The organism is Occallatibacter gabretensis (assembly GCF_001449115.1).
GTDB lineage: Bacteria > Acidobacteriota > Terriglobia > Terriglobales > Acidobacteriaceae > Telmatobacter > Telmatobacter gabretensis.
The window spans coordinates 1,619,803-1,642,319 of sequence record NZ_LAIJ01000009.1; the positions used below are offsets into that span (position 1 = coordinate 1,619,803).

A 22,517-nucleotide genomic window follows, 5' to 3' on the forward strand; every position below is an offset into this window, starting at 1 on the left:
TTAGATCGAGATGACTACGCCAACTGCAGTACCCGTACGCACACGTTCCCAGGCACTACAAGAGCGCGCTGAGCGCGTGTTTCCCGGAGGGGTGAACTCGCCGGTACGCGCGTTTCGCGCGGTGGGCGGAGGCGCGCCGTTTGTCGAAAGCGCGGAGGGCGCTTGGCTGACGGATGCGGATGGGAACCGGTACATCGACTACTTTGGCTCGTGGGGGCCGATGATTCTGGGACATGCGTTTCCGCCGGTGGTGGAGGCGATTGAGCGCGCGGCGCGGAAGTCGGCCAGCTTTGGGGCTTCTACGGCTGCCGAAGGCGACCTGGCCGAGCGCGTGATGGCGTGCTATCCGGCGATTGAGAGGCTGCGGTTTGTTTCAAGCGGGACGGAAGCGACGATGTCGGCGATTCGGCTGGCGCGGGCGGCGACTGGGCGAGATGTGATTGTGAAGTTTGAGGGCTGCTACCACGGCCATGCGGACGGGCTGCTGGTGAAGGCCGGGTCAGGTGTGGCGACATTTGGGATTCCGGGTTCGGCGGGCGTGCCGGAGGTGGTGGCGAAGCTGACGCTGGCGCTGCCGTACAACGATCTGGGTGCGGTGAAAGCGGCGTTTGCTGCGCATACGGGCGAGATTGCAGCGGTGATTCTGGAGCCGGTGGTGGGGAATGCCGGGTGCATTCTGCCGGCTGATGGGTATTTGGAAGGATTAAGGGAGATTACGCGGCGTGAGGGTGCGCTGCTGATTGCCGATGAGGTGATGACGGGTTTTCGGCTGGCGCTGGGCGGAGCGGTTGAGCGCTACAAGATGGCCCCGGACTTGATTACGCTGGGCAAGATTGTGGGCGGCGGGCTGCCGGTGGGGGCGTTTGGCGGCAAACGCGAGATTATGGATTTGCTGGCGCCGCTGGGGCCTGTTTACCAGGCCGGAACGCTGAGCGGGAATCCGCTGGCGATGGCGGCGGGGATTGCTACGGTTGGCTATCTGCAGGGGCATGCGGGTGAGGTGTATCCGCGGCTGGAGGCTACGGCGAAGGCTGTGTTTGACGGCGTGGCGGCTGAGGCTGCGAAGGCTGGTGTGGAGCTGACGACGAATCGCGTGGGGTCGATGGGGACCTGGTTCTTTACTGCGGATGCGGTGACGGACTACGACGAGGCCGCGAAGTCGGATACGGCGGCTTTTGGGCGGTTTCATCGGGCGATGCTGGATGCGGGTGTGTGGCTGCCGCCGTCGCAGTTTGAGGCGGCGTTTGTGAGTGCGGCGCATGGGGACGCGGAGATTGCGCGGACTGTTGATGCGGCGCGGATTGCGTTTCGGTCGCTGTAGAATGTCTGCATGAGGCCCTCGGAAGTTCTGCTTGAGCATCGGGATGCGATCCGCCAGATGGTGCTGGAATCCGGCATGGCGAATCCGCGTTTTTTCGGCTCAGTTGTGCATGGCGAGGACAGCGAGACGAGTGATTTGGATCTGCTGGTGGACCCATCGCCCGAGACCAGCCTGCTGGATATTGCGAAGCTGCAGGTTCGCCTGGAGGCTGTGACCGGCATCAGGATCGATCTGCTTACCCCAAAGGCTTTGCCGGGCAATTTTCGCGAGAAGGTGCTGACGGAAGCTGTTCCGGTATGATCGATCGCAATTTGCGGGCGCGTGATTATCTTGGGCACATGCTGGATGCTGTGCGCCAGATTTAGACATACACAGATGGCAAGGCGCAAGAGGATTTTCAAGCTGAGCGACTCTTGCAGGACGCGGTGATTCGGAATATTGAGATTCTCGGCGAGGCATCACGCAAGTTGCTCGAGGTTACGCCGGATGTGGCTGCCCGATTCGGATCGATTCCATTTGCTGCAATCTATGCGATGCGCAACCAATTAGCACACGGCTATTTCACTGTCGATCTGGGAGTAGTGTGGAGAGTCGTTGAACACGACCTTCCTGAACTTTATCGGCAACTGAAAACAGCCATCGCTGAATTCGACCAGTAAATTCTCCCGCGTGTTATCCCCAGGCATCAACCGTGACAAATTTGTGTGTTTTTGCGTAGTGCTCTAATAGCTGCGTGGCGGCGGTGATGGAGGGTTCGCGGTTGGCTGCGGGCTCGCGGTGGCTGCCGTCGTGGAGGACGATGTTGGTGGCGTAGCCACGGCTCTGGAGCTTGTCGACTTTTGCACTGAGCGTGGCGGCGATGCGGTTGGCGGAGGGTTCCTCCCAGTCGTTGGTCATGGCGTTCCAGGTGACGGGTTCCAGTCCTAGCTCACGTGCGGTGTGCAGGACGTGGGGTCGGCGGGCGCCGAAGGGCGGGCGGAAGAAGCGGATGGGCTTGCCGATGATCTGCTCGAGTGCGTCGCTGGTGGTGCGGAGTTCTTCGCGGACTTTGTGCGGAGCGGTGCTGGCGAGATTTGGATGCGACCAGGTGTGATTGCCGATGAGATGGCCGTTCTCTGCGATGAGACGGGTGAGGGCGGATTCTTTGCTGGCGTATTGGCCGACCAGGAAGAAGGTGGCTTTGACGTTGTGGCGGTCGAGGAGGTCGAGAAGGCGCGGGGTGAAGGCGGGGTTGGGGCCGTCATCGAAGGTGAGGGCGATTTCGCCAGGCTTGCCCGGAGCAAGTTTCGGCGCTGTGAGGGTGCGGCCAAAGATCTGCGAGGTGGGCCAGAGGGATGCGTAATAGTAGCCGCCGATGGCGAGGCCGGTGACTGCCGCAACGGCCGTTGCTCCTGTGATCAGGCTTAACCCAGTTCCCATCTATCAAGTTTGCTTGAGCCGTGTGCCGACTGGCAATTTAGAGGGCTCTGGGTAATGGATCAGTTTGAAATCTTCCTCGGGAATAATGCCGAAACAGCCAAAAGGAGCACTGCGATGAGGAAACATTTATCCAGTGCCCTATCTGTGTCCCAAAGAGCTGCTAAATCTTCCCCATAGAAGTGAACCTCAATATAAAAATGCGCGACGAGGAGTATTGCCGCCACGATTGCAGTAATCCGAATTGAAAACCTGGCCAAGAGCAGAGACGGAGCAAGAAGCGTCCACGTGAAGGTGTGCGGCCAGCATGAGATTGCGGATGGCCCGGAGCACAATCCCATGAAGGCCGTACCTAGAAGGGATACGTAGAGACTAATCGGTATCGCGGCAACAAACACTATCCAACGAGGTTGCAAAAGGCTCTTGTCCATACATCAAATGTACCGTTTGCCGAACCCACGCGAAAACCTCAGATTTCAAACTGACCGCCACTATCTGCAATTGGCATCTGTATCGACGGGCGGTATACTGCCTGTGTACGGGCTGCATCCTGAATTTGCGGAGCGGCACTGGAGATGCGATGAGTCTTACCAACTTCCTTGCCGGTGGCAATCTGCCAACCGGAAATCCCACGACAAAAGTGACTGTGCCTGCGCTGAGCGAGATGAAGCGGCAGCTGAAGCCGATCTCTGCGCTGACGGCGTATGACTATGCGACGGCGCGTCTGGTGGATGAGGCGGGGATCGATTTGATCCTCGTTGGCGATTCGCTGGCGATGGTGGTGATGGGCCACGAGAACACGCTATCGATTACGGTGGACGAGATGCTGCACCACACGCGGGCCGTTCGGCGGGCTGTGCGGCGCGCACTGGTGGTGGCGGATATGCCGTTTGGCAGCTATCACGGGACCATTGCCGAGGGTGTCGCGAATGCCGTGCGCTTTGTGAAGGAAGCGGGCGCTGAGGCTGTGAAGATCGAGGGCGCGCGTGTTGAGTTAGTAGCTGCGCTGACGGCTGCGGAGATTCCCGTGGTGGCGCATCTGGGGCTAACGCCGCAGAGTGTGCATCGCATGGGTGGATACCGCGTGCAGGCGAAGACGGCGGAGGCTGCGATGCGGCTGAAGGCCGATGCGCTGGCGCTGGCTGAGGCTGGTGCGGGTGCGGTGGTGCTGGAGGGTGTTCCGCGCGAGGCTGCTGCGGCGATTACGGCGGAGCTGACGGTGCCGACGATTGGGATTGGCGCGGGGCCGGAGTGCGATGGGCAGATTCTGGTTTTCCACGACCTGGTGAATCTGAGCTTTTCTCCGCAGGCTAAGTTTGTGCGGCGGTATGCGGATGCTGCCTCACTCTTTCGCGGAGCGATTGAGCGCTATCGCGAGGATGTGGAGCATCGCGCGTTTCCGAATGATGCGGAGAGCTATCATTTGCCGAAGCCGGAGTTGGCGCAGGCTAAGACTGCTTGATTTGAGCGTGGTTCTATTTCAAGTCGCAAAATGAGGGATCTGGACACACGCTGACCTACATACGAAAGCTAATCTACGGTTCCGCTGGAGGTGCGTCGGGGCAGCGTGCCGCTGGTGTCAAATGAAAATTGCTTGCATGAAACTGTCGACGCTTCTTGATTATGTCGCCATTTCCGTCAAATACCTCGTACCAACCAGCAAAAGACGCAGGGTGATATTCGCCTTTAGGATCGCCCTTAGGCAAAGCTTGATAGCTGTAAACGTCGACAAGGTACATTCGATCTAACTTTTGCAGCGTCCGGTGGTAGGGATCAGACCGGCCAGACAAAGAGCCTTCGGAGTCCATAAATTTTTGTTCTTTGAACTCCCACTGAGGTGGAACCTTGCATACAGTCAAGGGAATCACGCCCCAAGTGTCGATTTGGAATGTAGCAAGCGCACCGTCGGCCGGAATACTCAAGCCATCGACAGTCAGTAATGCCCGTTGAACCTGCCCAACACCCGATTTAGTTCCAATGAGCAGTATGAGTAGAAATGCGGCCAAATAGAGAATGCGCTTCATTTGTTTCACCTGCGGAATTGCCGAAAATCTTTGAGAAAACGATAGCTCAACTTTGATGACCCCTTAATATCCCGAAGCTTTGCCATAGTGGCTGCGGTGGTCCTGGCCGCCCTGGAGTTCGCCGGTTTTGGGGTCGATGGCGATGCATTCGCCGTTAGACCAGTGGCCTTTGCTGATGGCGATGTCGTAGCCCATTGCTTTGAGCGCGTCTACTGTTTCCGGCGCGAAGCCCAGTTCCATGTACAGCTTGTCGGGAAGGTACTGGTGGTGGAAGCGCGGGGCGTCTACGGCTTCCTGGATGTTGAGGCCGCCTTCTGTTGCTGACAGGAAGATGTTTGCCACGGTGGTGATGATGCGCGGGCCGCCGGGTGAGCCGAGGACGTAACGCAGCTTGTTGTCTTCAAGCACGATGGTGGGCGTCATGGCGGAGAGTGGGCGCTTGCCGGGGGCGATGGCGTTGGCCGGTCCCTGGATGAGGCCGAACATGTTCGGCGTGTTCATCTTTGAGGCGAAGTCGTCCATTTCATCGTTGAGCAGGAAGCCGAGCGAGCCTGCGGTGACGTCCGAACCAAAGCTGTTATTGAGCGTGGTGGTGACGGAGACGGCGTTGCCGTCTTTATCGACGACGGAGTAGTGCGTGGTGTTGTTCGACTCATGGCGCGAGCCTGCGCTGGTGGGTGCGGCGGGGAGGAATCCTGCGGGACGGACGAGCTTGGCGCTGGGCGTGGCGGCGTTCGTGGCTGGATTCGAATCTATGGTCGTGCGCCAGGCGTCGGCGTATTTCTGCGAGATCATTTCGGTGGTTGGGATGTGGTTGTAGTCGGGATCGCCCATGTAGTCGGTGCGGTCCATGAAGGCGCGGCGATAGGCCTCGGTGATGAGGTGGATCTCCTGCGGGGAGCGGTCGCCTAGCTTGGAGAGATCGTAGCTCGACAGAATATTGAGCGTGGTCATGAGCACGATTCCGCCGGAGGATGGCGGCGGCGAGGAGATGACCGTGTAGTTGTGGAATTTTCCGACGATGGGCTTGCGCTCGGCGACTTTGTACTGCGCGAGATCCTGCAGCGTGAGGAGGCCGCCGCCTTTTTTTACTTCATCGACTAACTGATGCGCAATTTTGCCGTGATAGAAATCCTTCGGATTGTCGGCGATGCGCTGAAGGGTGCGGGCGAGGTCGGGTTGCTGGAAGAGGTCGCCGTCTTTGTAGAGATTGCCGTCGCGCTGGAAGATGCGCTTGGAGTCGGCGAAGTCGGCGAGGCCGGGTGTGGCTAGTTCGCGGGCTTCTTCTGATGTGAGCAGGAAGCCTTCTGACGCGAGCTTGATGGCGGGAGCCATGACTTTTTTGAGGCCGAGCTTGCCGTATTTCTTTTCCGCATAGACGAGGCCTGCGACTGAGCCCGGCGTGGCGATGGCTTTGTAGCCGGTGACGCTGGCGCCGGGGAGGATGTTCCCTTGCGCATCCTGGTACATGGTTTCTGTGGCGGCTAGCGGGGCTTTTTCGCGGTAGTCGATGAAAGTGGATTTGCCGTTGTGTCTGCGGAGCAGCAGGAAGCCGCCGCCGCCCAGGTTGCCTGCGGCTGGATGCGTGACGGCGAGCGCGAAGCCGGTGGCTACGGCTGCATCAACGGCGTTGCCGCCTTGCTGCAGAATTTGTACGCCTGCATCGGATGCGAGATGATGCACGCTGACGACCATGCCATGCTGCGTGCGGGTGGGCTGCTCGCCTTTGTAGTCGAGAGACTGTTGGGCGGTTGCTGTTGTGACGGCGATGGCGGCGAGGAGTGCAAGGGTGGCGCGGTTGTTCATCGGTGAAGTCAGGATAAAGGACTGGCCGTCCAGGCGACAGCGCCTTCGGCGCCTGAAAGTTCCTTTCTTTGTTTGCATGACGCATAGTGCTGAGGCGTAAATTTGATTCGTTCCTTTGTGGAGGGTTGATGTTTACACGTAGAGATGGATTGGTGGCGTTGGTTGCGGCGGTGTTGACGGCTGGTGGCTTTGCTGTGGCGCAGCAGGCTGAGGCGGTGGGGAAGTCTTGGGCGATTGACTGGAACAGCGTTCCGGCGAAGACGACGGAGGTGGGTGTGCTGCGGACGTTCTTCAATGGGCCGACGGCGACGCTGGCGGATCTGGATGTGCATGTTACTACGCTGAATCCGCATGCGGCTTCGCATCAGCCGCATAAGCATCCGAATGAGGAGATGCTGATTATCAAGGAAGGCCAGGCGACGGTGCTGATTAACGGCGAGTGGAAGACGGTGGGGCCGGGGTCGGTGGTGTACCTGGCTTCGAATGTGCCGCACGCGGCGCGGAATGATTCGGGTGCGCCGGTGACGTATACGGTGGTGAATTTCCGGATTCCGGGAGCGCCGGATGTGAAGCCGGTGTTTGTGAATCCGTAGGACTGGCCGTCCAGGCGACAGCGCCTTCGGCGCGATTCCAAAGATGCAAGTGATGAGGGAATCTGCGCTTCTGCATTTCGATATGCTGACGCAATGGCTTGGCAGGCGGGCGGCAGGTTTTGTGCGGGTGCGGAACACGTGAGGCGGCAAATGCGTAAGGACAAAGAGAAGACGATTCACTCATGATTTCGTCCATGCAATACATTCATTTTGTCCCTGGAAAAATTCAGAAGCCTCGATAAAGGAGCAAATCATTGCAGAGAAAGCGTGTGCATAGGTGTCTCTTTTTGATTGCGCCGGCGGTTGCGTGTGCGGGTGTGGCTTTTTCGCAGGCGGCGATGGCGAACAAGAATCTGCCTGCGGTGGGCAACGCTGCTCCTGAGCTTTTACTGACGCAGGTGATGCAGGCTCCGGCGGGAACGAAGACGGATTGGGCTGCACTGCACGGCAAGGTGATAGTGCTGGAGTTCTGGGCTACGTGGTGCGCACCTTGCATTGGTGAGATTCCGGTGCTGAATGCGCTGAATGCTTCGGTCGATCCATCGAAGGTGCAGATTGTCTCGGTGGATGATGAAGATCCGGCGGTGGTGCAGGCTTTCTTAAAGAAGAAGCCGATCAGCGGGTGGATTGGTCTCGATACTTCAGGTAAAGTTTTCGATCGATATGGGGTGTATAGCCGTCCGGAGACGATTATTGTGGGGCCGGACGGGCGCGTGGCGAGTACGACAATGCGGCCTGAGTCGCTGAACGCTGCGAATCTGTTGGCGCTGGCCAATGGCGCGCCGCTAAAGCCCGCTGCGCCGAATGCGGCAACGCAGTCCCAGCTTGATCAGGCGACGGCGCAGGCATTTTCCGATCAGGTGAGCAAGTCTGCGACAACTGCTGGAGCACTGTTTGAGATCAGCTTGACGGCGGCGGGACATGTTGAAGCCGGCAAGGAGCCGGAGACGCATCTGATGATGCGCGGGCCGGGGCAGATGGATGTGACCAATGCCTCAGCTACTGTGCTGCTGAACATGGCCCTGGGAATTCCAGCGACGCGCATTACGGGCGCGAAGGAAATTGACAACGCCTTGTACAACCTGCACGTTGAGGCTCCGAATGCAGAGCCGAAGCAACTGGCGAGCGCTGTGGAACTGGCGATTGCCACAGGAGCGCACCTGCGGATTGAGCGGCAGACGGCAATGAAGGATGCCTATGTGCTGACGGCTACGCCCGAGGCTGCGGGGCACCTGACACATCCGCCGGGAGGCGGCGCGGCTTTTTACAGCACAAAGCGTCAGGTTTTGCAGTGCCTGAACGCTACGCTGAGCCAGGTGGCGGGGGGACTTGAAAAGGCGCTGGAGATGCCGGTGGTGGATGAAACGGGACTGGATGGCATGGTGATGGATACGCTTAAGATTGCGCCGACGGATGTGGCGTCTGCCAATGCGGCGCTGGCTACGCTTGGGCTGAAGCTGGCGGCGGCTAAGCGGCCGATTGAGACATTGACAGTGACGGCGGAGCCGTTTCCGGCTGGGGCTCATGCGGCGAACTGAGGGCTGCAGGACTTCTGCGGGAATCTATCGATGCAGCTGAATACCGCGCCCGAGGACGAAGATGAAAACCAGTGAGAGAAATACGGCAACCGCGATCCACGTGTAACTCCGGCGAATGATTTGGGAGCCACGTTCGGGAACAATGGATTTTGGAATGTAATATCTCATCCAAAGCAGGCCGCACTGCGCGCCTGCGGCTGCCGGCAGGGCGGACTGCCATACGAGCTGGATTCCAATTGGATTCATGAATCCTGCGGCGCACAGCAGGAACACGGATGAGAGGTATGGCAGCAGCGTAAGCCTTCGCATACGGCTCAGGTCGTTTTGTTGTACTCCGACATAGCGCACCAGCGCAGAGCCGATGATCCGCACGGCTGCATAGTAGGTCGCGATGCCCACCACGATAAGCAGGCCTCGCCAGAGCCAGTGCGGGCTCATGCCGGCAATTACGGTTGACCAGTCGCCGAAGTCAGTGACACCGGAAAAGAAGAAATATCCGGTGCCGGTAAACAGATTGAACGCGAGAGATGTGAACAGAAAGAAGCGCCATGGTGCGGATGCGTCTGTTGCGATGCGGAGCGCAAGCCAGAGTATGAGGCCTGCGGCGATGTTCACGAGCGTTCCTCCCGCTGCGACGAGCCGCGAATCGAAGACACTGGACCATGCGACGGTGGAGAGCACGCCGGATTGCGCGCCGGTGACGAGAGCCACGGCGGCGTGGCCCAGTGCTTCATGCAGGACGTCGGAGACGATAGTCGAGAGCAGGCTGATGGCGCAGACAGTTAGAGCGTCATCGATGGCTGGCGTGGAAATCGGATTTTCGGTGGCGGCCATTTCTGCTTCTCCGGTTGGTGTTCGTGCCTGTGGACTCAGATTGTCACATAGCCGCGCTGCGACGCGTATTCCGGCAGATAGTGCGCTCCTTTATAATCAAGTTCTTGGCCCTGTATCGCTGTTTTCCCCGTGCAACTGCCGGGTAATGACTGAAAACTGCTGAATTCTGATGGGGCAGGGAAGCGAACCTGAAATCTATGCAACTTGAGACCGAGAGCCGGCTCCCGAAAGAGATTGATACAGCCGAAGTGGAAGCTTATTGCCAGCGGCTGTGGGATGAGCTGGGCATTTATCTGTATGACCCGAATGAGGCCGGCGAGGTGTTTTCGATTGACACGCCGCCGCCGTATGTTTCCGCTTCGCACCTGCATGTGGGCCATGCGATGAGCTATGCGCAGGCTGAGTTCATCGTGCGCTACCACCGCATGAACGGGCGGAAGATTTTCTATCCGATGGGCTTTGACGACAACGGGCTGCCCACGGAGCGGTATGTCGAGAAGACTTTCAAGATCAACAAGTCGAAGACAACGCGGAGCGAGTTTCGAGCGCTGTGTTTGCAGACGACGACCGAGGGCGCGAAGGAGTACGAGAAGCTGTGGCGCGCGCTGGGGTTGAGCGTGGACTGGAATCTGCGCTACTCGACGATTGATGATCACTGCCAGAGGACTAGCCAGAAATCGTTTATTGAGTTGTTCAAGCTGGGGCGGATTTATCGCTCGCATGAGCCGGTGTTGTGGGATCCGATTCTGGAGACCTCGCTGGCGCAGGCCGATCTCGAAACGATTGAGCGCAAGAGCAAGCTGCATGACATTGTCTTCAAGGGTGTGGATGGAAGTCCGCTGACGATTTCAACGACGCGGCCGGAGCTGCTGCCTGCTTGCGTGGCGCTTTATTGCAACAGCAAGGATGCGCGCTATACACATCTGCTGGGGCAGACGGCGACAGTTCCGCTTTTTGGGCAGACTGTGCCGGTGCTGGCGGATGACGATGTTGACCCGGCGTTTGGCACGGGCCTGATGATGGTTTGCACCTTTGGCGACAGCGAAGATGTGCGCCGCTGGAAGCGTGATGGGCTTGGGCTGCGGGTTGTGGTGAGCAACAACGGGCGGCTGACGGATTTGGCGGGCGAGTTTGCCGGGATGAAGACGGATGAGGCTCGCGGCAAGATTGTGACAGCGCTGACAGAAGCTGGTGCGCTGACTGGCTCGAAGGCTGTGGACCAGGTGGTGAGCGTTTCTGATCGCTCGGATGCGCCGGTTGAGTTTGTGATGGCTCCGCAGTGGTTTATCCGCGTGATGGACATGAAGGATGAGCTGCTGGAGCGCGCGAAGGAGCTGAGGTGGTTTCCGGAGTGGATGCAGATTCGGCTGGAAGACTGGATCAAGGGCCTCAAGTACGACTGGAATATTTCGCGACAACGCTTTTACGGTGTGCCGGTGCCGGTGTGGTTCTGCGCGAAGTGCGGCGAGGTGGTATTAGCGGATGAGGCTGCGCTGCCGGTTGATCCGGTGGAGTCGAAGCCGCCGGTGAGTGCATGTGCGAAGTGTGGAAGCGCGGAGTTTGTTCCTGATGCGGATGTGCTGGATACGTGGATGACTTCGTCGGTGTCGCCGCTGATCAATTCGAACTGGGCGGGAACGCCGGGACGGATTGGCGATGCGAGCGTGTATCCGATGACAGTGCGCGTACAGGCTTTTGAGATTATCCGCACGTGGCTTTTCTACACGGTGGTGAAGAGCCACCTGCATACGAAGAGCCTGCCGTGGGAGAGTGTGATGATCTCCGGCTGGGGGCTGAACGAGAACGGGAAGAAGATTTCGAAGCGCGACCTGGAACAGTACACGGATGCGAATGGCTACAACCGCTACGATCCGTATGCGGTGATTCAGAAGTTTGGCGCGGACTCGTTGCGGTACTGGGCTTCGGGAGGCTCGCTGGGTCACGATCTCCGCTACAACGAGAAGGATGTGCAAATTGGCCGCAAGCTCGTTGTGAAGCTTTGGAATGCGGCGCGGTTTGCGGACCTGCAGATGGGCGCTTACGATCCGGTGAAGGATTTTGTGCCGTTTGCGGCGCGGACGCCGGAGGATCGCTGGCTGCTGGCTGAATTGAACAAGGTTCTCCCTGCGGCGAAGAAGGCGTTTGAGGGCTACAGCTATCATGAGGCGCGCGAGGAGACGGATCGCTTCTTCTGGAGCGTCTTTTGCGATGACTACCTGGAGCTGATCAAGGACAGGTTCTGGACGCCGGACAACTATGTGGAGCAGACGCGGGCTTCGGCGCGGACGACGCTCTTTGAGAGCCTGCGGATTGTGCTGGGGCTGTATGCGCCGTTTCTGCCGTTTGTGACGGAGTATCTGTATCAGCAGTTCTACAAGGGGCATGAGCAGGCGGCTTCGCTGCATAAGTCGGCGTGGCCGCAGGCGAATGCTGAGTGGGATGTGACGGTGCCGGAGATGGAAGTGCTGTCTGCGATTTTGCGCGCGGTGCGCGGGCTGCGGACGACGGCGAAGGTGAGCCAGACGCGACGGCTGGCGAAGGTGACGCTGGACGTGACCGGTGCGAAGCCCGAGATTGCGGCGACTGTGGAGCGGATGCAGGCTTCGATCAGCGCTGCGGTGCGGACGACGGAGCTTGTATACGGGACTGCTGAGACGGCTACTGATCTGGAAGGTGTCAGGGTCGATATTGTGGTTTAAATTTCCGTTTCTTTCCAATGAGCAGGGCGCGTCCTTCGGGGCGCGCTTTGTTGTTTTTGGGGTCCTTGAAGACATCTGGAGGAGCATTTTTGTCTCCAAGTGGTCGGACCAGTAAACGAAATTCTAAAAATCCACGTGTATCGTGTCTCGGAATTTTCGGTTTCCAAACAGAAACTGTTTCAGAGCGACCCGCTCAACTCCCGTTTGACAACTCTACCCAAGCAGAGAGAGAATTTTCGACGTTCGCATACAAGTTCAATTCAGCAAAATTCTGAAGGAAAAGGACGCCAGTGCAATGCATATGAAGACTTGGTTTGGGGTCGTACTGGTAAGACCACTCATGAAAATAACAAAGAGAACGGTCGAGCCATCTGAAAAAGGGTTGATTTCAAGATTCTGCGCAGAAAGCCGCGGCAGATTCGTTTTTGCAGGACTGACGTCACTGTGCGCTGTCCTGATGTTGCTGTTGCCTGCAAAGGCCGGAGCGCAGATTGGCGGCACCGGCACCATTGAGGGAACTGTCACCGATCAGACGGGCGCGGTGGTTGCAGGCGCGAGGGTGGTGGCGAAGAACACGGGCACAGGCGCGGAGATGGTTCGCACGACCAACACCGATGGACGCTATAGTCTTGCGCCGCTGGATGTGGGCACGTATACGGTGACGGTGACGGCGAAGGGCTTTGAGACGCTGCAGCGCCCGGAGCTGCATGTAAACGGCATGCAGGTGTTGGGACTAGACCTGCCGCTGCAGCTTGGCGCGGCGAGCGTGACTGTGACGGTGACCTCGGCGCCGCCGGCGCTGGAGACTGAGAATGCGACGCTTGGCGCGACGATGGAGAACGACACGTACACTTCACTGCCTCTGGAGATGGGCGGCGCGAATGGCGTGAGTACCGATCAACGGCGCGTGACGGATTACGCGATCATGATGCCTGGCGCTACGAACAACGAAATCAAGAACAACGAGTCGGATGAGCCGATGGTGGTGAATGGCTATGGCTCGGGCACAACGATGTACGTGGAAGGCATTCCCCTGGAATCGGCTTCAACGGCGGGCGATCCGCGTTTTATCTGGCCGGCGTTTTCGGTGGAGACGATCGACCAGTTCCAACTGAAGACGACGGGTTATTCGGCGGAATACCAGGGGATTGGCGTGGAGAACTTCACTGTGAAGGCGGGCACGAACCATATTCACGGGACGTTCTACGATATTTTCCGCAACACCGCGCTCGATTCAGCGGGCTTTATTCCGGCGCAGTACCCGGCCAACTATCCTGACACGTCTCTGGCCAGCACCTATTACAAACCGCCGGAGCACATGAATGAGTACGGCATGACGATTGGCCTGCCGTTCTGGAAGAACAAGATTTTCTTCTTTGGCAACTACACGGGTTTTCGCTACTCGACACTGACCAAGCCGCAGGTGCAGACGAATCCTACACCGGCGGAGCAGTGCGGCGATTTTTCGGCGCTGGGCGTGAATATCTACGATCCGACGACGCAGACTCTCACGGGCGGCAGCTATAGCCGTACGCAGTTCCGCGGACCTACATGGACCAGCGCGGGTTGCGGCACGGGGCCGGTGGCAACGAATGTGATTCCACAGGACGAGATTTCTCCGATTGCGCAGTACCTGCAGAAGTTTATGCCTGCGCCAAGCAATTCAAACCTGACGAACAACTACTGGGGCTCATATAACTGGGGCCTGAACAACTGGTCGACGGCGGATCGCCTGGATGTGCACATCAACGACAAACACAGCGTGAGCGGAATCTTCGGCTGGGGTCGGCAGGGGCTGATTGGTCCGGCAGGAAGCCAGACGACGAACGTGGCTCCGCTGCCATACCTGTACGCGAAGAACTACACGCCGATCTCGAAGGTGGGGATCGTGCAGGACACATACATCCTTACCGACAACCTGGTGAACCAGTTCAAGTTTGGCGCGGCGCAGTATCACTCGCCGGATCACAACCCCACCTACGGTATTGCGGAGTATGCGGCATCGACTGCCGGAATCACCGGCCTGCCTACGGGCCAGGCAGCAGGCAGCTTTCCGTATGAAAAATTCAGCGGCGGTCCGCAGAGCTTTGCAAGCTGGGGTCCGCAGACCGGCTATGTGGGCAACACGGATGCCTTTACGCTGCTGGACAACGTGCAATGGATCAAGGGCAGGCACTCCTTTACCTTTGGCGGACAGATGGAATGGATGCAGTACAACTACCTGTACGCGATTGGGGGCAGCACGCTGGCCACGACGAACTTTGCGGTAACGGAAACTGCGCAGGTGAGCGGCTCGACGGCTAAGGCTACTTCCAACACCGGCCTGCCGTATGCCAGCTACCTGCTGGGCGCGGTAGACACGGGCAGCTACACGCAATATGCGCCCATTGCACAGGAGACGGGCGCGCGGTATCGTCCCTACGCTTTCTATGCCACGGATGACTGGAAACTGACGACCAAGCTGACGGTGAACGCCGGGCTGCGCTGGGATGTGATGCCGCCGATGACGGAAGCGGAGAATCGCTTTTCTTTCCTGAATCCGACGGCGACCAATCCTGTAACCGGCAATAACGGCATTCTGCAGTTTGCCGGCAGCGGACCTGATAGCTGCAACTGCTCAACCCCGATGCAGACCTATTACAAGAACCTGGGTCCGCGCCTAGGTTTTGCCTACCAGATGGGCAACAAGCTTGTGCTGCGCGGCTCCTACGGCATCTATTATGGCCACGGCGGCGGCACGTCGGGCGGGCAAACCACGCTTCCTACCTCCAGCAATGGCGAAATGGAACTGGGCTTTGCCGCTGCGCCAAGTCCGGTAAGCCCCGGTGACTCCCTGCCGGCGTTTTACCTGAACAACGGAACGTACTTCACTGGTGCGGGCATTGCGAACACGGCTTTTGGAACCAGCACCGTTGCTGCTCCTCCGGTCTTCAATCCCGCTTACGCGACCTACTACTCGACGGCGGCGGTCTCGCCGTACAAGATTTCCTCGACGCTGGCCTATCTTGATCCGAAGTATGGAGGACGCACGCCGACATTTGAAGGATGGTCGCTTGGCTGGCAACTGCTTGTGACCAAGGACATGACGGCCACGGTGAGCTACGTGGGCAACCAGGGACATTTCCTGGTGCCGACCGGCGCGCCGCGTGGCTACTGGAGCAACCAGCTCGATCCGCAGTATCTATCTCTGGGAGCTACGCTGGGTGCTACGGCTACTTCGGCCAACACTCCGAATGGGTTGCCTTATGCAACTTTCAATAACAAGGTGAGCCAGGCGCTCCTGGCATTCCCGCAGTACAGCGGCGTGGCGGACACGGTGCCCGCAGTGGGCAACTCCAACTACAACTCGCTGCAGCTCTTCATCCAGCAACGTTTGAGCCACGGTTTGAGTTTCATGCTGAGCTATACCTACAGCAAGACTATCGACGATGTGGGCACCTTCCGCACCGGCTATGCGATTCCGTCGGGCGCATTGGCCAACAGCGGGAAAGCCTGGGCGATTGATCGGATTGAGCGCTCGCTCAGCACGCAGGACCAGCCGCAGAACCTGGTCTTTACGAGCACTTACGATCTGCCCTTCGGCAAGGATCACATTGGCGGAGGCAACGCGATTGTTCGCGCAATTGCCGGCGGATGGCGGCTCTCCGATGTATTCACTTATGTGTCGGGCAATCCGCTGGCGCTGACGGGCAGCACCTGCACCGGCGTTGTGGGCCAGGGAACCTGCATGCCGGCTTACAACACGGCTTTCAGCGGCCCGGCGCGCCAGAACGGCGGATGGGGGCATGGCGCAACGCGCACGAACCTGAGCTCCATGCAGTACATCAATCCGGAGGCTTTCGTGCAGACCGGTTCCTTGAGCAACGAATACGTGTTGGGTGACGTGGCCCGTACGGGCGCTGACGGACTGCGCGGACCCGGCAACTACAACATTGACGGCAGCTTGCGCAGGACCTTCAGTCTGTGGAGGAACGAGCGCGTGAAGTTCGTCTTTGACGCGGCCGTTTTCAATGCGGTGAACCATGTGTGGTTTGGAAGCACGGCGGCAACGGCGGATGGCTCCATCGGCTCGACAGTCGGCTCGGGGTCGTTTGGCACCATTGCGGGCCAGGCGAACAATCCGCGCCAGTTCCAGATGGCGGGTCACTTCAACTTCTAACGAGGCTTCTTAGAATCAGGCTTGAAGATAAGAATTTTCTCGCAGCGGCGCGAACCCAGCCAGGTTCGCGCCCATTTTCTTTTGCTATTGCGCGGGAGGAGTTGCAGCGGTTGGGCTCCAGTGGTCGCTGCCGGTCAGGAATGCAGCGGGATCATATTGCGCGGCTTCCTGCGGTGTGAGCATATGCGTGTGCGGCTCGCGCGCGGAGTTGTTAGCGCCGGGGCCGGTAGAATCGAACTCGGCGTAGTAGACCGTATCGATCGAGTGCGTTTCTCCAGGATGCCATTCGCGCCAGCCTGCGGGATCAATGTGCGCGCCCATCTCTGTATGCATAAAGATGACGCGTGCATACGGACGCCATGGACGGCCGAGATAAATCTGCGGCTCGGCTGCGGGGTCCGCGGTGAGCTTGCAATGGTTAAAGACGAAGCCTGAATCCTCTTCCGGGTAGTGTTTGGATTGCGCGGTGAGATAGCCACCTTTATGCGATGTGGAATGTATCTCACAGCGGTCAAAGACGGCCTTGGCATCGCCGAAGATGAAATCCACATTGCCTTCGATGTAGCAATCGGCAAAATATTGACGCGTGGGAATGCAGTTTGCGCCGTCGGGCGTGCAGTTGCGGCTGCCTGCGTAGACGGTGTCCTGGTTGCCGAGCAGGCGCACGTTGCGGAAGATGGCGCGGTCGCTGATGACGCGCAGCGCGAGCGCCTGCGAGCCCTGCGGGAGTTGAGGATGCGTGCGGTTAAAGTCGTTTGCGAAGGTGATGTTCTGCGCGAGAAAATCGTCTGCCGTGACGTTTACCGTGGCTGAGTGCAGCGTGCCGCCGCTGGTGCCGGCGCTCAGGTCGTTCACGATGACGGTTTTGGATGGATCTGGCGAGGAGCCGCGGATTTCAATGTGCGGCTTATCAACCGCGATGACTTCGCGATAGATGCCGGGACCAACGAGAACAAGGCCGCCAGTGGTTGGAGCGGAGTAAAGAGCTTTCTGAATGGATGAGTAATCGCCCGTGCCGTCGGCTGCAACGTACAGCGTGCGATCTTCGTCGGGGATTTTGCCAGCCATTTCAGGCGCTGTCTTTAGGGTTGGAAATACGGCGTAGTGCGCGCTGCAATTCATTTCGCTGCCTGCGACTGTGCCTGGCATTTCTGCGGCGGAGGAGCCATCGCCGGATGGCGCGAGATTGCCACGGCGCGGACCTATTTTGAACTCCGCATTGCTGACGTCCATGAAGGCGTGAGAGAGGTCGTCTGCGAATACGTTGTCGAATTGAAGGCCAAGCTTATGCTCCGCATCCAGGCCCACGAGCGTGTAAATGCCGGGCGTTTCAATCCGGACATCGCTCAAAGTAATGTTGCGATAGATGGGCAGAAGATTGCCATCGAAGGTGGTGTACTTTGGCGTAAAGAGAAGCGGATTTTTTACGTTACGAATGCAGACGTTGCGATAGAGAACGTCCTGCACGAGGCCGCCGCGGCTGCGGTCGCTCTTGATGCGGATGCCGTTGTCTGCGCCGTCGATGGTGAGGTCGTTCACCAGAATGTGATCGACGCCGCCGCTGGTTCCGCTGCCGATAGACATGCCGTGGCCGGTGTAGAAGTGATTGTGCAGTATGGAAATGTGCGAGGCTGAGTTTGAGCCGCCCGACTTGATGGCGACATCATCATCGCCTGTGTGAATGAACGAATACGCAATGGTGACGTTGGTGGAAGAGCCGGGATCAATGCCGTCGGTATTGCGCGCGGTGGCGGGCGTCATGATCTTTATGCCCCATGCGGTAAAGCCGTTGGTCTGATTGATGGCTACGTGAAAGTTGGGCGAGTTGCGCAGTGTGATGCGATAGAGCGTGAAGTTGTCTGCCTGCCGCAGCGTGATCATTTGCGGCACACTCTGTTGCTTGTCAGTGACTTTGGCTTCATGCGCGAGATCCCACCAGGACGACTTTTGTCCGAGCAGTGTTGCGCCGCCGCGTCCGTCGATGGCACCGTCACCCATGATGCCGCTGTTCGTTGCGTGATCTGCTGTGATGAGCGGTTTGCAGCCGTGACCTTTTTCGCCCACGATACCGCAACTGCCCGGCGTGAGATCGTAGATGCGCGGATCGCGTGAGGCTGCGAGAACTGTATTGGCGGCTATGACGAGCGTGACTCCGGACTGCAACTGAAGCGGGCCGGTGAGAAAAACATTACGGCGGCCCTGCGCCTTGAGCACAACGGCCTTTCCGGCTGCACAACGATCCATCGCGTCCTGAATGCGCGTGGTGTCGAGCCGCTGTTCGTCGGCTGGAGAAAGCTGGCCATTGTGCGCTTCGAGTTGCGCATTCAGCGTGACGCAGGGCGCGGGGATGCGTGGCTCGGTGACGCTACGCGTGTCTTGTGCAGGCGCGGAATGAACTGCCGTGATGAACAAAAGGACGACAGAAATTGCAGGAAAAGAGCGAATCTGCATACATCTCCTCAAGGGAATAAAGGGATCAAGAGGACAGACCACTTGACGACACCATGAGAATTGTTGCCGCTTAGTTCAGTCAAGTTAAGGTTGCTCGATCCACCACGCTGATCTTGAGTGTTACGCATTATCCTGAATGATTGAGCGAAATGTGTGCAGGCTTTGCCGACATAATAAAGTTTATTTGATATAGCAGATTTGCGGTTGATGGTCAGACCTCTTGGGCGATACAATTCTTCTGTCAGTTAGAAACAACATTCGCTCGACCCTGATCTGCGAGCATACAGTGAAGCTATAGCCGTAAGATTCTGCGCGGTCTAGTTGTCAGCCATTTTTCGCATGGGAGAAGTTTTGCGATGAACCTTGGGTTCGAAGTTCCACAGAAAGGCGCGCTCGATTTGTTGTCTCTTGGCGCGCTCGTGCATCGGATCGATCCGGGCATTATTCCTTTTCGCAAGGCCACGGAGGTGAAGATTCATGTCAGTGGCGGCGAGTTCAACGTGGCGGCGAATTTGTCCGATTGTTTTGTGCAGCGCACGGCGATTGCCTCGGCGATGGTGAAGTATCCCATCGGCGATCTGATTGCGGAGCGTGTGCGCGGAATGGGTGTGCGGCCTATCTATCGCATGTTTGAACATGATGGCGTGCGCGGGCCGAACATGGCGACGGTGTATAGCGACCGCGGGCTGGGCGTGCGCGCTCCGGTGGTGTTTTACAACCGTTGCAATGAGGCCGCGGCGCAACTGAAGCCGGGTGACTTTGACTGGACGGCGATTTTTGGCGAAGGCGTGCGGTGGTTTCACTCCGGCGGTATTTTTGCGGCGCTCTCAGAGACGACGGCGGAGCTTGTAATTGAAGCGATGAAGGCGGCGCGCAAGGCTGGTGCGATCACTTCGTTTGACCTGAACTATCGCGAGAAGCTGTGGAAGATTTCAGGCGGGATTGACCGCGCGCAGAGCGTGCTTTCGGCGATTGTCGAAAACGTGGACGTGCTGGTGGGCAATGAAGAAGACCTGCAGAAGGGTCTGGGGCTCACGGGTCCGGAGGTCCATACGAAGTCGAAGCTCGATCCGACGGCGTTCTTTGCCATGATGGGCACGGTGGTGCAGCGCTTCCCGAATGTGAAAGCCGTGGCTACGACGCTGCGTGAGGTGCATTCGACGAACCATCATAGCTGGAGTGCTGTTGCATGGGTAAATGGGCAGCAACTGCACGCACCGACTGCGGAGTTGACTGTTTATGACCGCGTGGGCGGTGGCGATGGCTTTGCTTCGGGGTTTATTTACGGGCTGCTTGCGGGCGAAGCACCGGAGGAAGCGATCAAGCTGGGCTGGGCGCATGGCGCATTGCTGACGACATTTCCTGGTGATACGACGATGGCCACGCTTGAGCAGGTGAAGGCCTTTGCGGCGGGTGGGTCGGCGCGTATTCAGCGATAGAAAATCAACGAAACGGAATGATGATGAACCGATTCATCTATAGGGCGCCGCTGCTGATTGCAGCGGCGTTGTTTTTCTTTGCGGCTGTGGCGCTTCATGCAGCCGCGATATGCGATGCGCGAACGTACGGAGCCAGGGGCGACGGTGCGACGAAGGACACAGCGGCGCTGCAGGCGGCGATTGATGCATGTGCGGCGAAGGATGGCGGCACGGTGCGGCTGACGGCGGGTATATACCTGAGCGCGCCGATTGTGCTGAAAAGCGGCATCACTTTGCAGCTCGATAAAGGTGCAACGCTGCTGGGATCGCCAGATCATAAGGACTATCCAGCGAAGACAGAGTTTCGTGCGCCGGGGATGCAGTCGCTGGTGAGCGCGACGAATGCGGAGCATGTGGCGATCACGGGTGAGGGCACGATTGATGGCAACGGCGAAAGCTGGTGGCAGGAGGCGCGCGCGTACAAGGACTCGGGGATTCTGGGCGCGGAGCATACACGACCGCGGCTGGTGGTTTTCGATCATTGCAAGCATGTGCGCGTGGAAGGCGTGACGATTCAGAACTCGCCGATGTGGCAACTGGTGCTGTATTACGCGGATGATGTCGTGGTTCGCAATATCAAGGTGCTGGCGCCGGCGCACTCGCCGAATACGGATGCGATCGATCCATTTTCATCGAGCCATGTGACGATCGATCATGTGTTTGCCGATGTGGGCGACGACAATATCGCGATCAAGTCAGGCATGATCAATTCGCCGGGGCCGGATGCGCCGAGCCGCGATATTACGATTACTGATTGCACGTTTCTGCATGGGCATGGGCTTTCAATTGGCAGCGAGATTGCGGGTGGCGCGCAGAATATCCGCGCGGAGCGGATTCATTTTGAGGGCACGGATAACGGTATTCGTGTGAAGGCAAACCGCGATCGTGGCAACGATGTGGGGCATCTCTTCTTCAAGGATATTGAGATGAAGGGCGTGAAGAATGCGCTCATCATCAGCGAGTACTATCCTAAGGTGCTGCCGCCGGAGGGCGATGGGCCACAGCCGGTGACGCGGCTGACGCCGCACTTTCATGACATCACGCTGGAGAATGTGACGGCCGTGGATAGTGTGTCTGCGGGCGCGATTGTGGGACTGCCCGAGGCTCCTGTGCTGGCTGTTACGCTGCGGAATGTGAGGATCAGCGCGCAGCATGGGATGAATGTGGGATATGCGGAAGTGACCGGCAGGGGATTCGTGGTGACGGCTGGGGAGAATCCTGCGATTGTTCAGGCGGCGGGGGCGAAGCTGAATCTGCATTGAGTTTGTTCTCATGCAAATGGAAAATGCCGCGCTGCGAGCGCGACATTTTTGTTGAGCAATGGCGCGAAGCTTATTGGTTCACGCCGCTGGATAGGAAACCGCCGTCGACGACGATGGTTTGTCCGGTGACGAAGGATGCGGCGTCAGAGGCGAGGTAGAGCGCTGCGCCAATCAGTTCTTCTGTTTTGCCGAAGCGGCCCATTGGCGTGCGCATGAGCAGCTCGTGGCCGCGCGGTGTGCCTTCAAGCAGTGCGGCGTTCAGTTCTGTTTTAAAGACGCCGGGTGCGATGGCGTTTACGGTAATTCCTTTGCGCGACCACTCTACGGCGAGCGAGCGCGTGAGTGACGAGACGGCGGATTTGCTGGCGGCGTAGGCTGCCACTTCATGCAGGGCCACGTAGCTGTTGAGCGATGTGATGTTGATGATGCGTCCGTAGCCGCGATCGAGCATGGGCTTGCCGAAGACCTGGCAGGCGCGCAGTGTGCCGGTGAGATTGGTGTCGATGATGGTGTTCCAGTCTTCTTCTGTTACATCCATCGTGGGTGTGCGCTTGATGCGCCCGGCGCAGTTGATGAGGATGTCGACTTTGCCGAACTCTGCGAGTGTGGCGTCACGCAGGGCGATGAGCGAGGCGCGGTCGGTGACGTCGGATTCGAAGCGGAGGGTTTTGCAGCCGAGGGCTTCGATGGCTGCGGCTGTTTCTTCTACCTGCTGCTTGCGGCGTGCCGTGGCGATGACGTCTGCGCCGGCCTGTGCGAGACCGAGGCTCAGTGCGCGGCCAATGCCGGATGTGCCGCCGGTGATGACGGCGACTTTACCTTCAAGATTGAGAATGTTTTCGCTCATTTTGTTTCCAATATTGCGATTGGGTGGTGGGTTAGTTAGAACGCGGGGGCTAAAGCCCCATTCTTCTTTCAGCTATTTTCGGCACGACT

At 58.5% G+C, this 22,517-nt stretch carries 15 protein-coding genes and 1 pseudogene; 10 read left to right on the top strand and 6 right to left on the bottom strand.

The annotated features are described in order from the left end of the window. The first annotated feature begins 10 nt into the window (after positions 1–10). The 3 genes and pseudogenes from hemL to VO84_RS13070 all read left to right on the top strand — a co-directional run. The gene (gene hemL, locus VO84_RS13060; RefSeq protein WP_058188048.1) at positions 11–1,321 is read left to right on the top strand and encodes a glutamate-1-semialdehyde 2,1-aminomutase; all 1,311 of its coding nucleotides are present in this window, start codon (positions 11–13) and stop codon (positions 1,319–1,321) included. A 9-nt stretch (positions 1,322–1,330) separates the two neighbouring features. Continuing rightward, the gene (locus VO84_RS13065) at positions 1,331–1,621 is read left to right on the top strand and encodes a nucleotidyltransferase family protein (protein WP_058188049.1); all 291 of its coding nucleotides are present in this window, start codon (positions 1,331–1,333) and stop codon (positions 1,619–1,621) included. Between the two features lie 80 nt (positions 1,622–1,701). Next, positions 1,702–1,980 (top strand): annotated as a pseudogene (locus tag VO84_RS13070) (HepT-like ribonuclease domain-containing protein); the annotation flags it as partial. A gap of 13 nt (positions 1,981–1,993) precedes the next feature. Here VO84_RS13070 and VO84_RS13075 read toward each other — a convergent pair. Beyond that, positions 1,994–2,740: a polysaccharide deacetylase family protein gene (locus tag VO84_RS13075; RefSeq protein WP_058188051.1), complete on the bottom strand. Its 747-nt coding sequence runs from the start codon at positions 2,738–2,740 to the stop codon at positions 1,994–1,996. Positions 2,741–3,317: 577 nt separating this feature from the next. On the opposite strand from VO84_RS13075, the gene panB reads away from it, so the two are divergent. Next, positions 3,318–4,199 (top strand): 3-methyl-2-oxobutanoate hydroxymethyltransferase, encoded by an 882-nt coding sequence (gene panB, locus VO84_RS13085; RefSeq protein WP_058188053.1) that lies wholly within the window; start codon positions 3,318–3,320, stop codon positions 4,197–4,199. 73 nt (positions 4,200–4,272) lie between these two features. Here panB and VO84_RS13090 read toward each other — a convergent pair whose 3' ends face one another. Together VO84_RS13090 and ggt are read right to left on the bottom strand one after the other, a co-directional pair. Continuing rightward, the gene (locus VO84_RS13090) at positions 4,273–4,761 is read right to left on the bottom strand and encodes a hypothetical protein (protein ID WP_058188054.1); all 489 of its coding nucleotides are present in this window, start codon (positions 4,759–4,761) and stop codon (positions 4,273–4,275) included. A gap of 63 nt (positions 4,762–4,824) precedes the next feature. Further along, a complete protein-coding gene (gene ggt, locus VO84_RS13095) occupies positions 4,825–6,567 on the bottom strand; it encodes a gamma-glutamyltransferase (RefSeq protein ID WP_058188761.1) in 1,743 nt (580 codons plus the stop codon). A gap of 128 nt (positions 6,568–6,695) precedes the next feature. Between ggt and VO84_RS13100 the strand changes: the two genes are divergently transcribed. Further along, positions 6,696–7,160, top strand: a complete 465-nt coding sequence (locus tag VO84_RS13100) for a cupin domain-containing protein (RefSeq protein WP_082661951.1) — start codon at positions 6,696–6,698, stop codon at positions 7,158–7,160. A gap of 269 nt (positions 7,161–7,429) precedes the next feature. After that, positions 7,430–8,698, top strand: a complete 1,269-nt coding sequence (locus VO84_RS13105) for a TIGR03435 family protein (protein ID WP_197414020.1) — start codon at positions 7,430–7,432, stop codon at positions 8,696–8,698. 24 nt (positions 8,699–8,722) lie between these two features. Here VO84_RS13105 and VO84_RS13110 read toward each other — a convergent pair whose 3' ends face one another. After that, the gene (locus VO84_RS13110) at positions 8,723–9,532 is read right to left on the bottom strand and encodes a hypothetical protein (RefSeq protein ID WP_058188057.1); all 810 of its coding nucleotides are present in this window, start codon (positions 9,530–9,532) and stop codon (positions 8,723–8,725) included. Positions 9,533–9,729: 197 nt separating this feature from the next. On the opposite strand from VO84_RS13110, the gene VO84_RS13115 reads away from it, so the two are divergent. Then, entirely contained in the window at positions 9,730–12,231 is a 2,502-nt protein-coding gene (locus tag VO84_RS13115; RefSeq protein WP_058188058.1) for a valine--tRNA ligase, read from the top strand. A 457-nt stretch (positions 12,232–12,688) separates the two neighbouring features. Beyond that, complete coding sequence (locus VO84_RS13120) at positions 12,689–16,390, top strand: carboxypeptidase-like regulatory domain-containing protein (RefSeq protein ID WP_197414021.1); 3,702 nt, start codon at positions 12,689–12,691, stop codon at positions 16,388–16,390. 84 nt (positions 16,391–16,474) lie between these two features. On the opposite strand, the gene VO84_RS13125 is transcribed toward VO84_RS13120, so the two are convergent. Beyond that, positions 16,475–18,841, bottom strand: a complete 2,367-nt coding sequence (locus VO84_RS13125; protein ID WP_058188060.1) for a pectinesterase family protein — start codon at positions 18,839–18,841, stop codon at positions 16,475–16,477. 356 nt (positions 18,842–19,197) lie between these two features. Between VO84_RS13125 and VO84_RS13130 the strand changes: the two genes are divergently transcribed. Then, positions 19,198–20,280 (top strand): sugar kinase, encoded by a 1,083-nt coding sequence (locus tag VO84_RS13130; protein WP_058188061.1) that lies wholly within the window; start codon positions 19,198–19,200, stop codon positions 20,278–20,280. A 17-nt stretch (positions 20,281–20,297) separates the two neighbouring features. After that, the gene (locus VO84_RS13135) at positions 20,298–21,581 is read left to right on the top strand and encodes a glycoside hydrolase family 28 protein (protein ID WP_231737918.1); all 1,284 of its coding nucleotides are present in this window, start codon (positions 20,298–20,300) and stop codon (positions 21,579–21,581) included. A 70-nt stretch (positions 21,582–21,651) separates the two neighbouring features. Here the strand turns inward: VO84_RS13135 and VO84_RS13140 are convergent, their stop codons facing one another. After that, the gene (locus tag VO84_RS13140) at positions 21,652–22,428 is read right to left on the bottom strand and encodes an SDR family NAD(P)-dependent oxidoreductase (RefSeq protein WP_058188062.1); all 777 of its coding nucleotides are present in this window, start codon (positions 22,426–22,428) and stop codon (positions 21,652–21,654) included. Between the last annotated feature and the right edge of the window lie 89 nt (positions 22,429–22,517).

What these genes read in the sequence shown, in the direction of transcription:
- VO84_RS13110 (WP_058188057.1), bottom strand. Translation starts at nt 9,532, where the DNA reads ATGGCCGCCACCGAAAATCCGATTTCCACGCCAGCCATCGATGACGCT.
- VO84_RS13140 (WP_058188062.1), bottom strand. Translation starts at nt 22,428, where the DNA reads ATGAGCGAAAACATTCTCAATCTTGAAGGTAAAGTCGCCGTCATCACC.
- VO84_RS13065 (WP_058188049.1), top strand. Translation starts at nt 1,331, where the DNA reads ATGAGGCCCTCGGAAGTTCTGCTTGAGCATCGGGATGCGATCCGCCAG.
- ggt (WP_058188761.1), bottom strand. Translation starts at nt 6,567, where the DNA reads ATGAACAACCGCGCCACCCTTGCACTCCTCGCCGCCATCGCCGTCACA.
- VO84_RS13120 (WP_197414021.1), top strand. Translation starts at nt 12,689, where the DNA reads ATGTTGCTGTTGCCTGCAAAGGCCGGAGCGCAGATTGGCGGCACCGGC.
- VO84_RS13135 (WP_231737918.1), top strand. Translation starts at nt 20,298, where the DNA reads ATGATGATGAACCGATTCATCTATAGGGCGCCGCTGCTGATTGCAGCG.
- VO84_RS13100 (WP_082661951.1), top strand. Translation starts at nt 6,696, where the DNA reads ATGTTTACACGTAGAGATGGATTGGTGGCGTTGGTTGCGGCGGTGTTG.
- VO84_RS13130 (WP_058188061.1), top strand. Translation starts at nt 19,198, where the DNA reads ATGAACCTTGGGTTCGAAGTTCCACAGAAAGGCGCGCTCGATTTGTTG.
- VO84_RS13125 (WP_058188060.1), bottom strand. Translation starts at nt 18,841, where the DNA reads ATGCAGATTCGCTCTTTTCCTGCAATTTCTGTCGTCCTTTTGTTCATC.
- hemL (WP_058188048.1), top strand. Translation starts at nt 11, where the DNA reads ATGACTACGCCAACTGCAGTACCCGTACGCACACGTTCCCAGGCACTA.
- VO84_RS13090 (WP_058188054.1), bottom strand. Translation starts at nt 4,761, where the DNA reads ATGAAGCGCATTCTCTATTTGGCCGCATTTCTACTCATACTGCTCATT.
- VO84_RS13075 (WP_058188051.1), bottom strand. Translation starts at nt 2,740, where the DNA reads ATGGGAACTGGGTTAAGCCTGATCACAGGAGCAACGGCCGTTGCGGCA.
- VO84_RS13115 (WP_058188058.1), top strand. Translation starts at nt 9,730, where the DNA reads ATGCAACTTGAGACCGAGAGCCGGCTCCCGAAAGAGATTGATACAGCC.
- panB (WP_058188053.1), top strand. Translation starts at nt 3,318, where the DNA reads ATGAGTCTTACCAACTTCCTTGCCGGTGGCAATCTGCCAACCGGAAAT.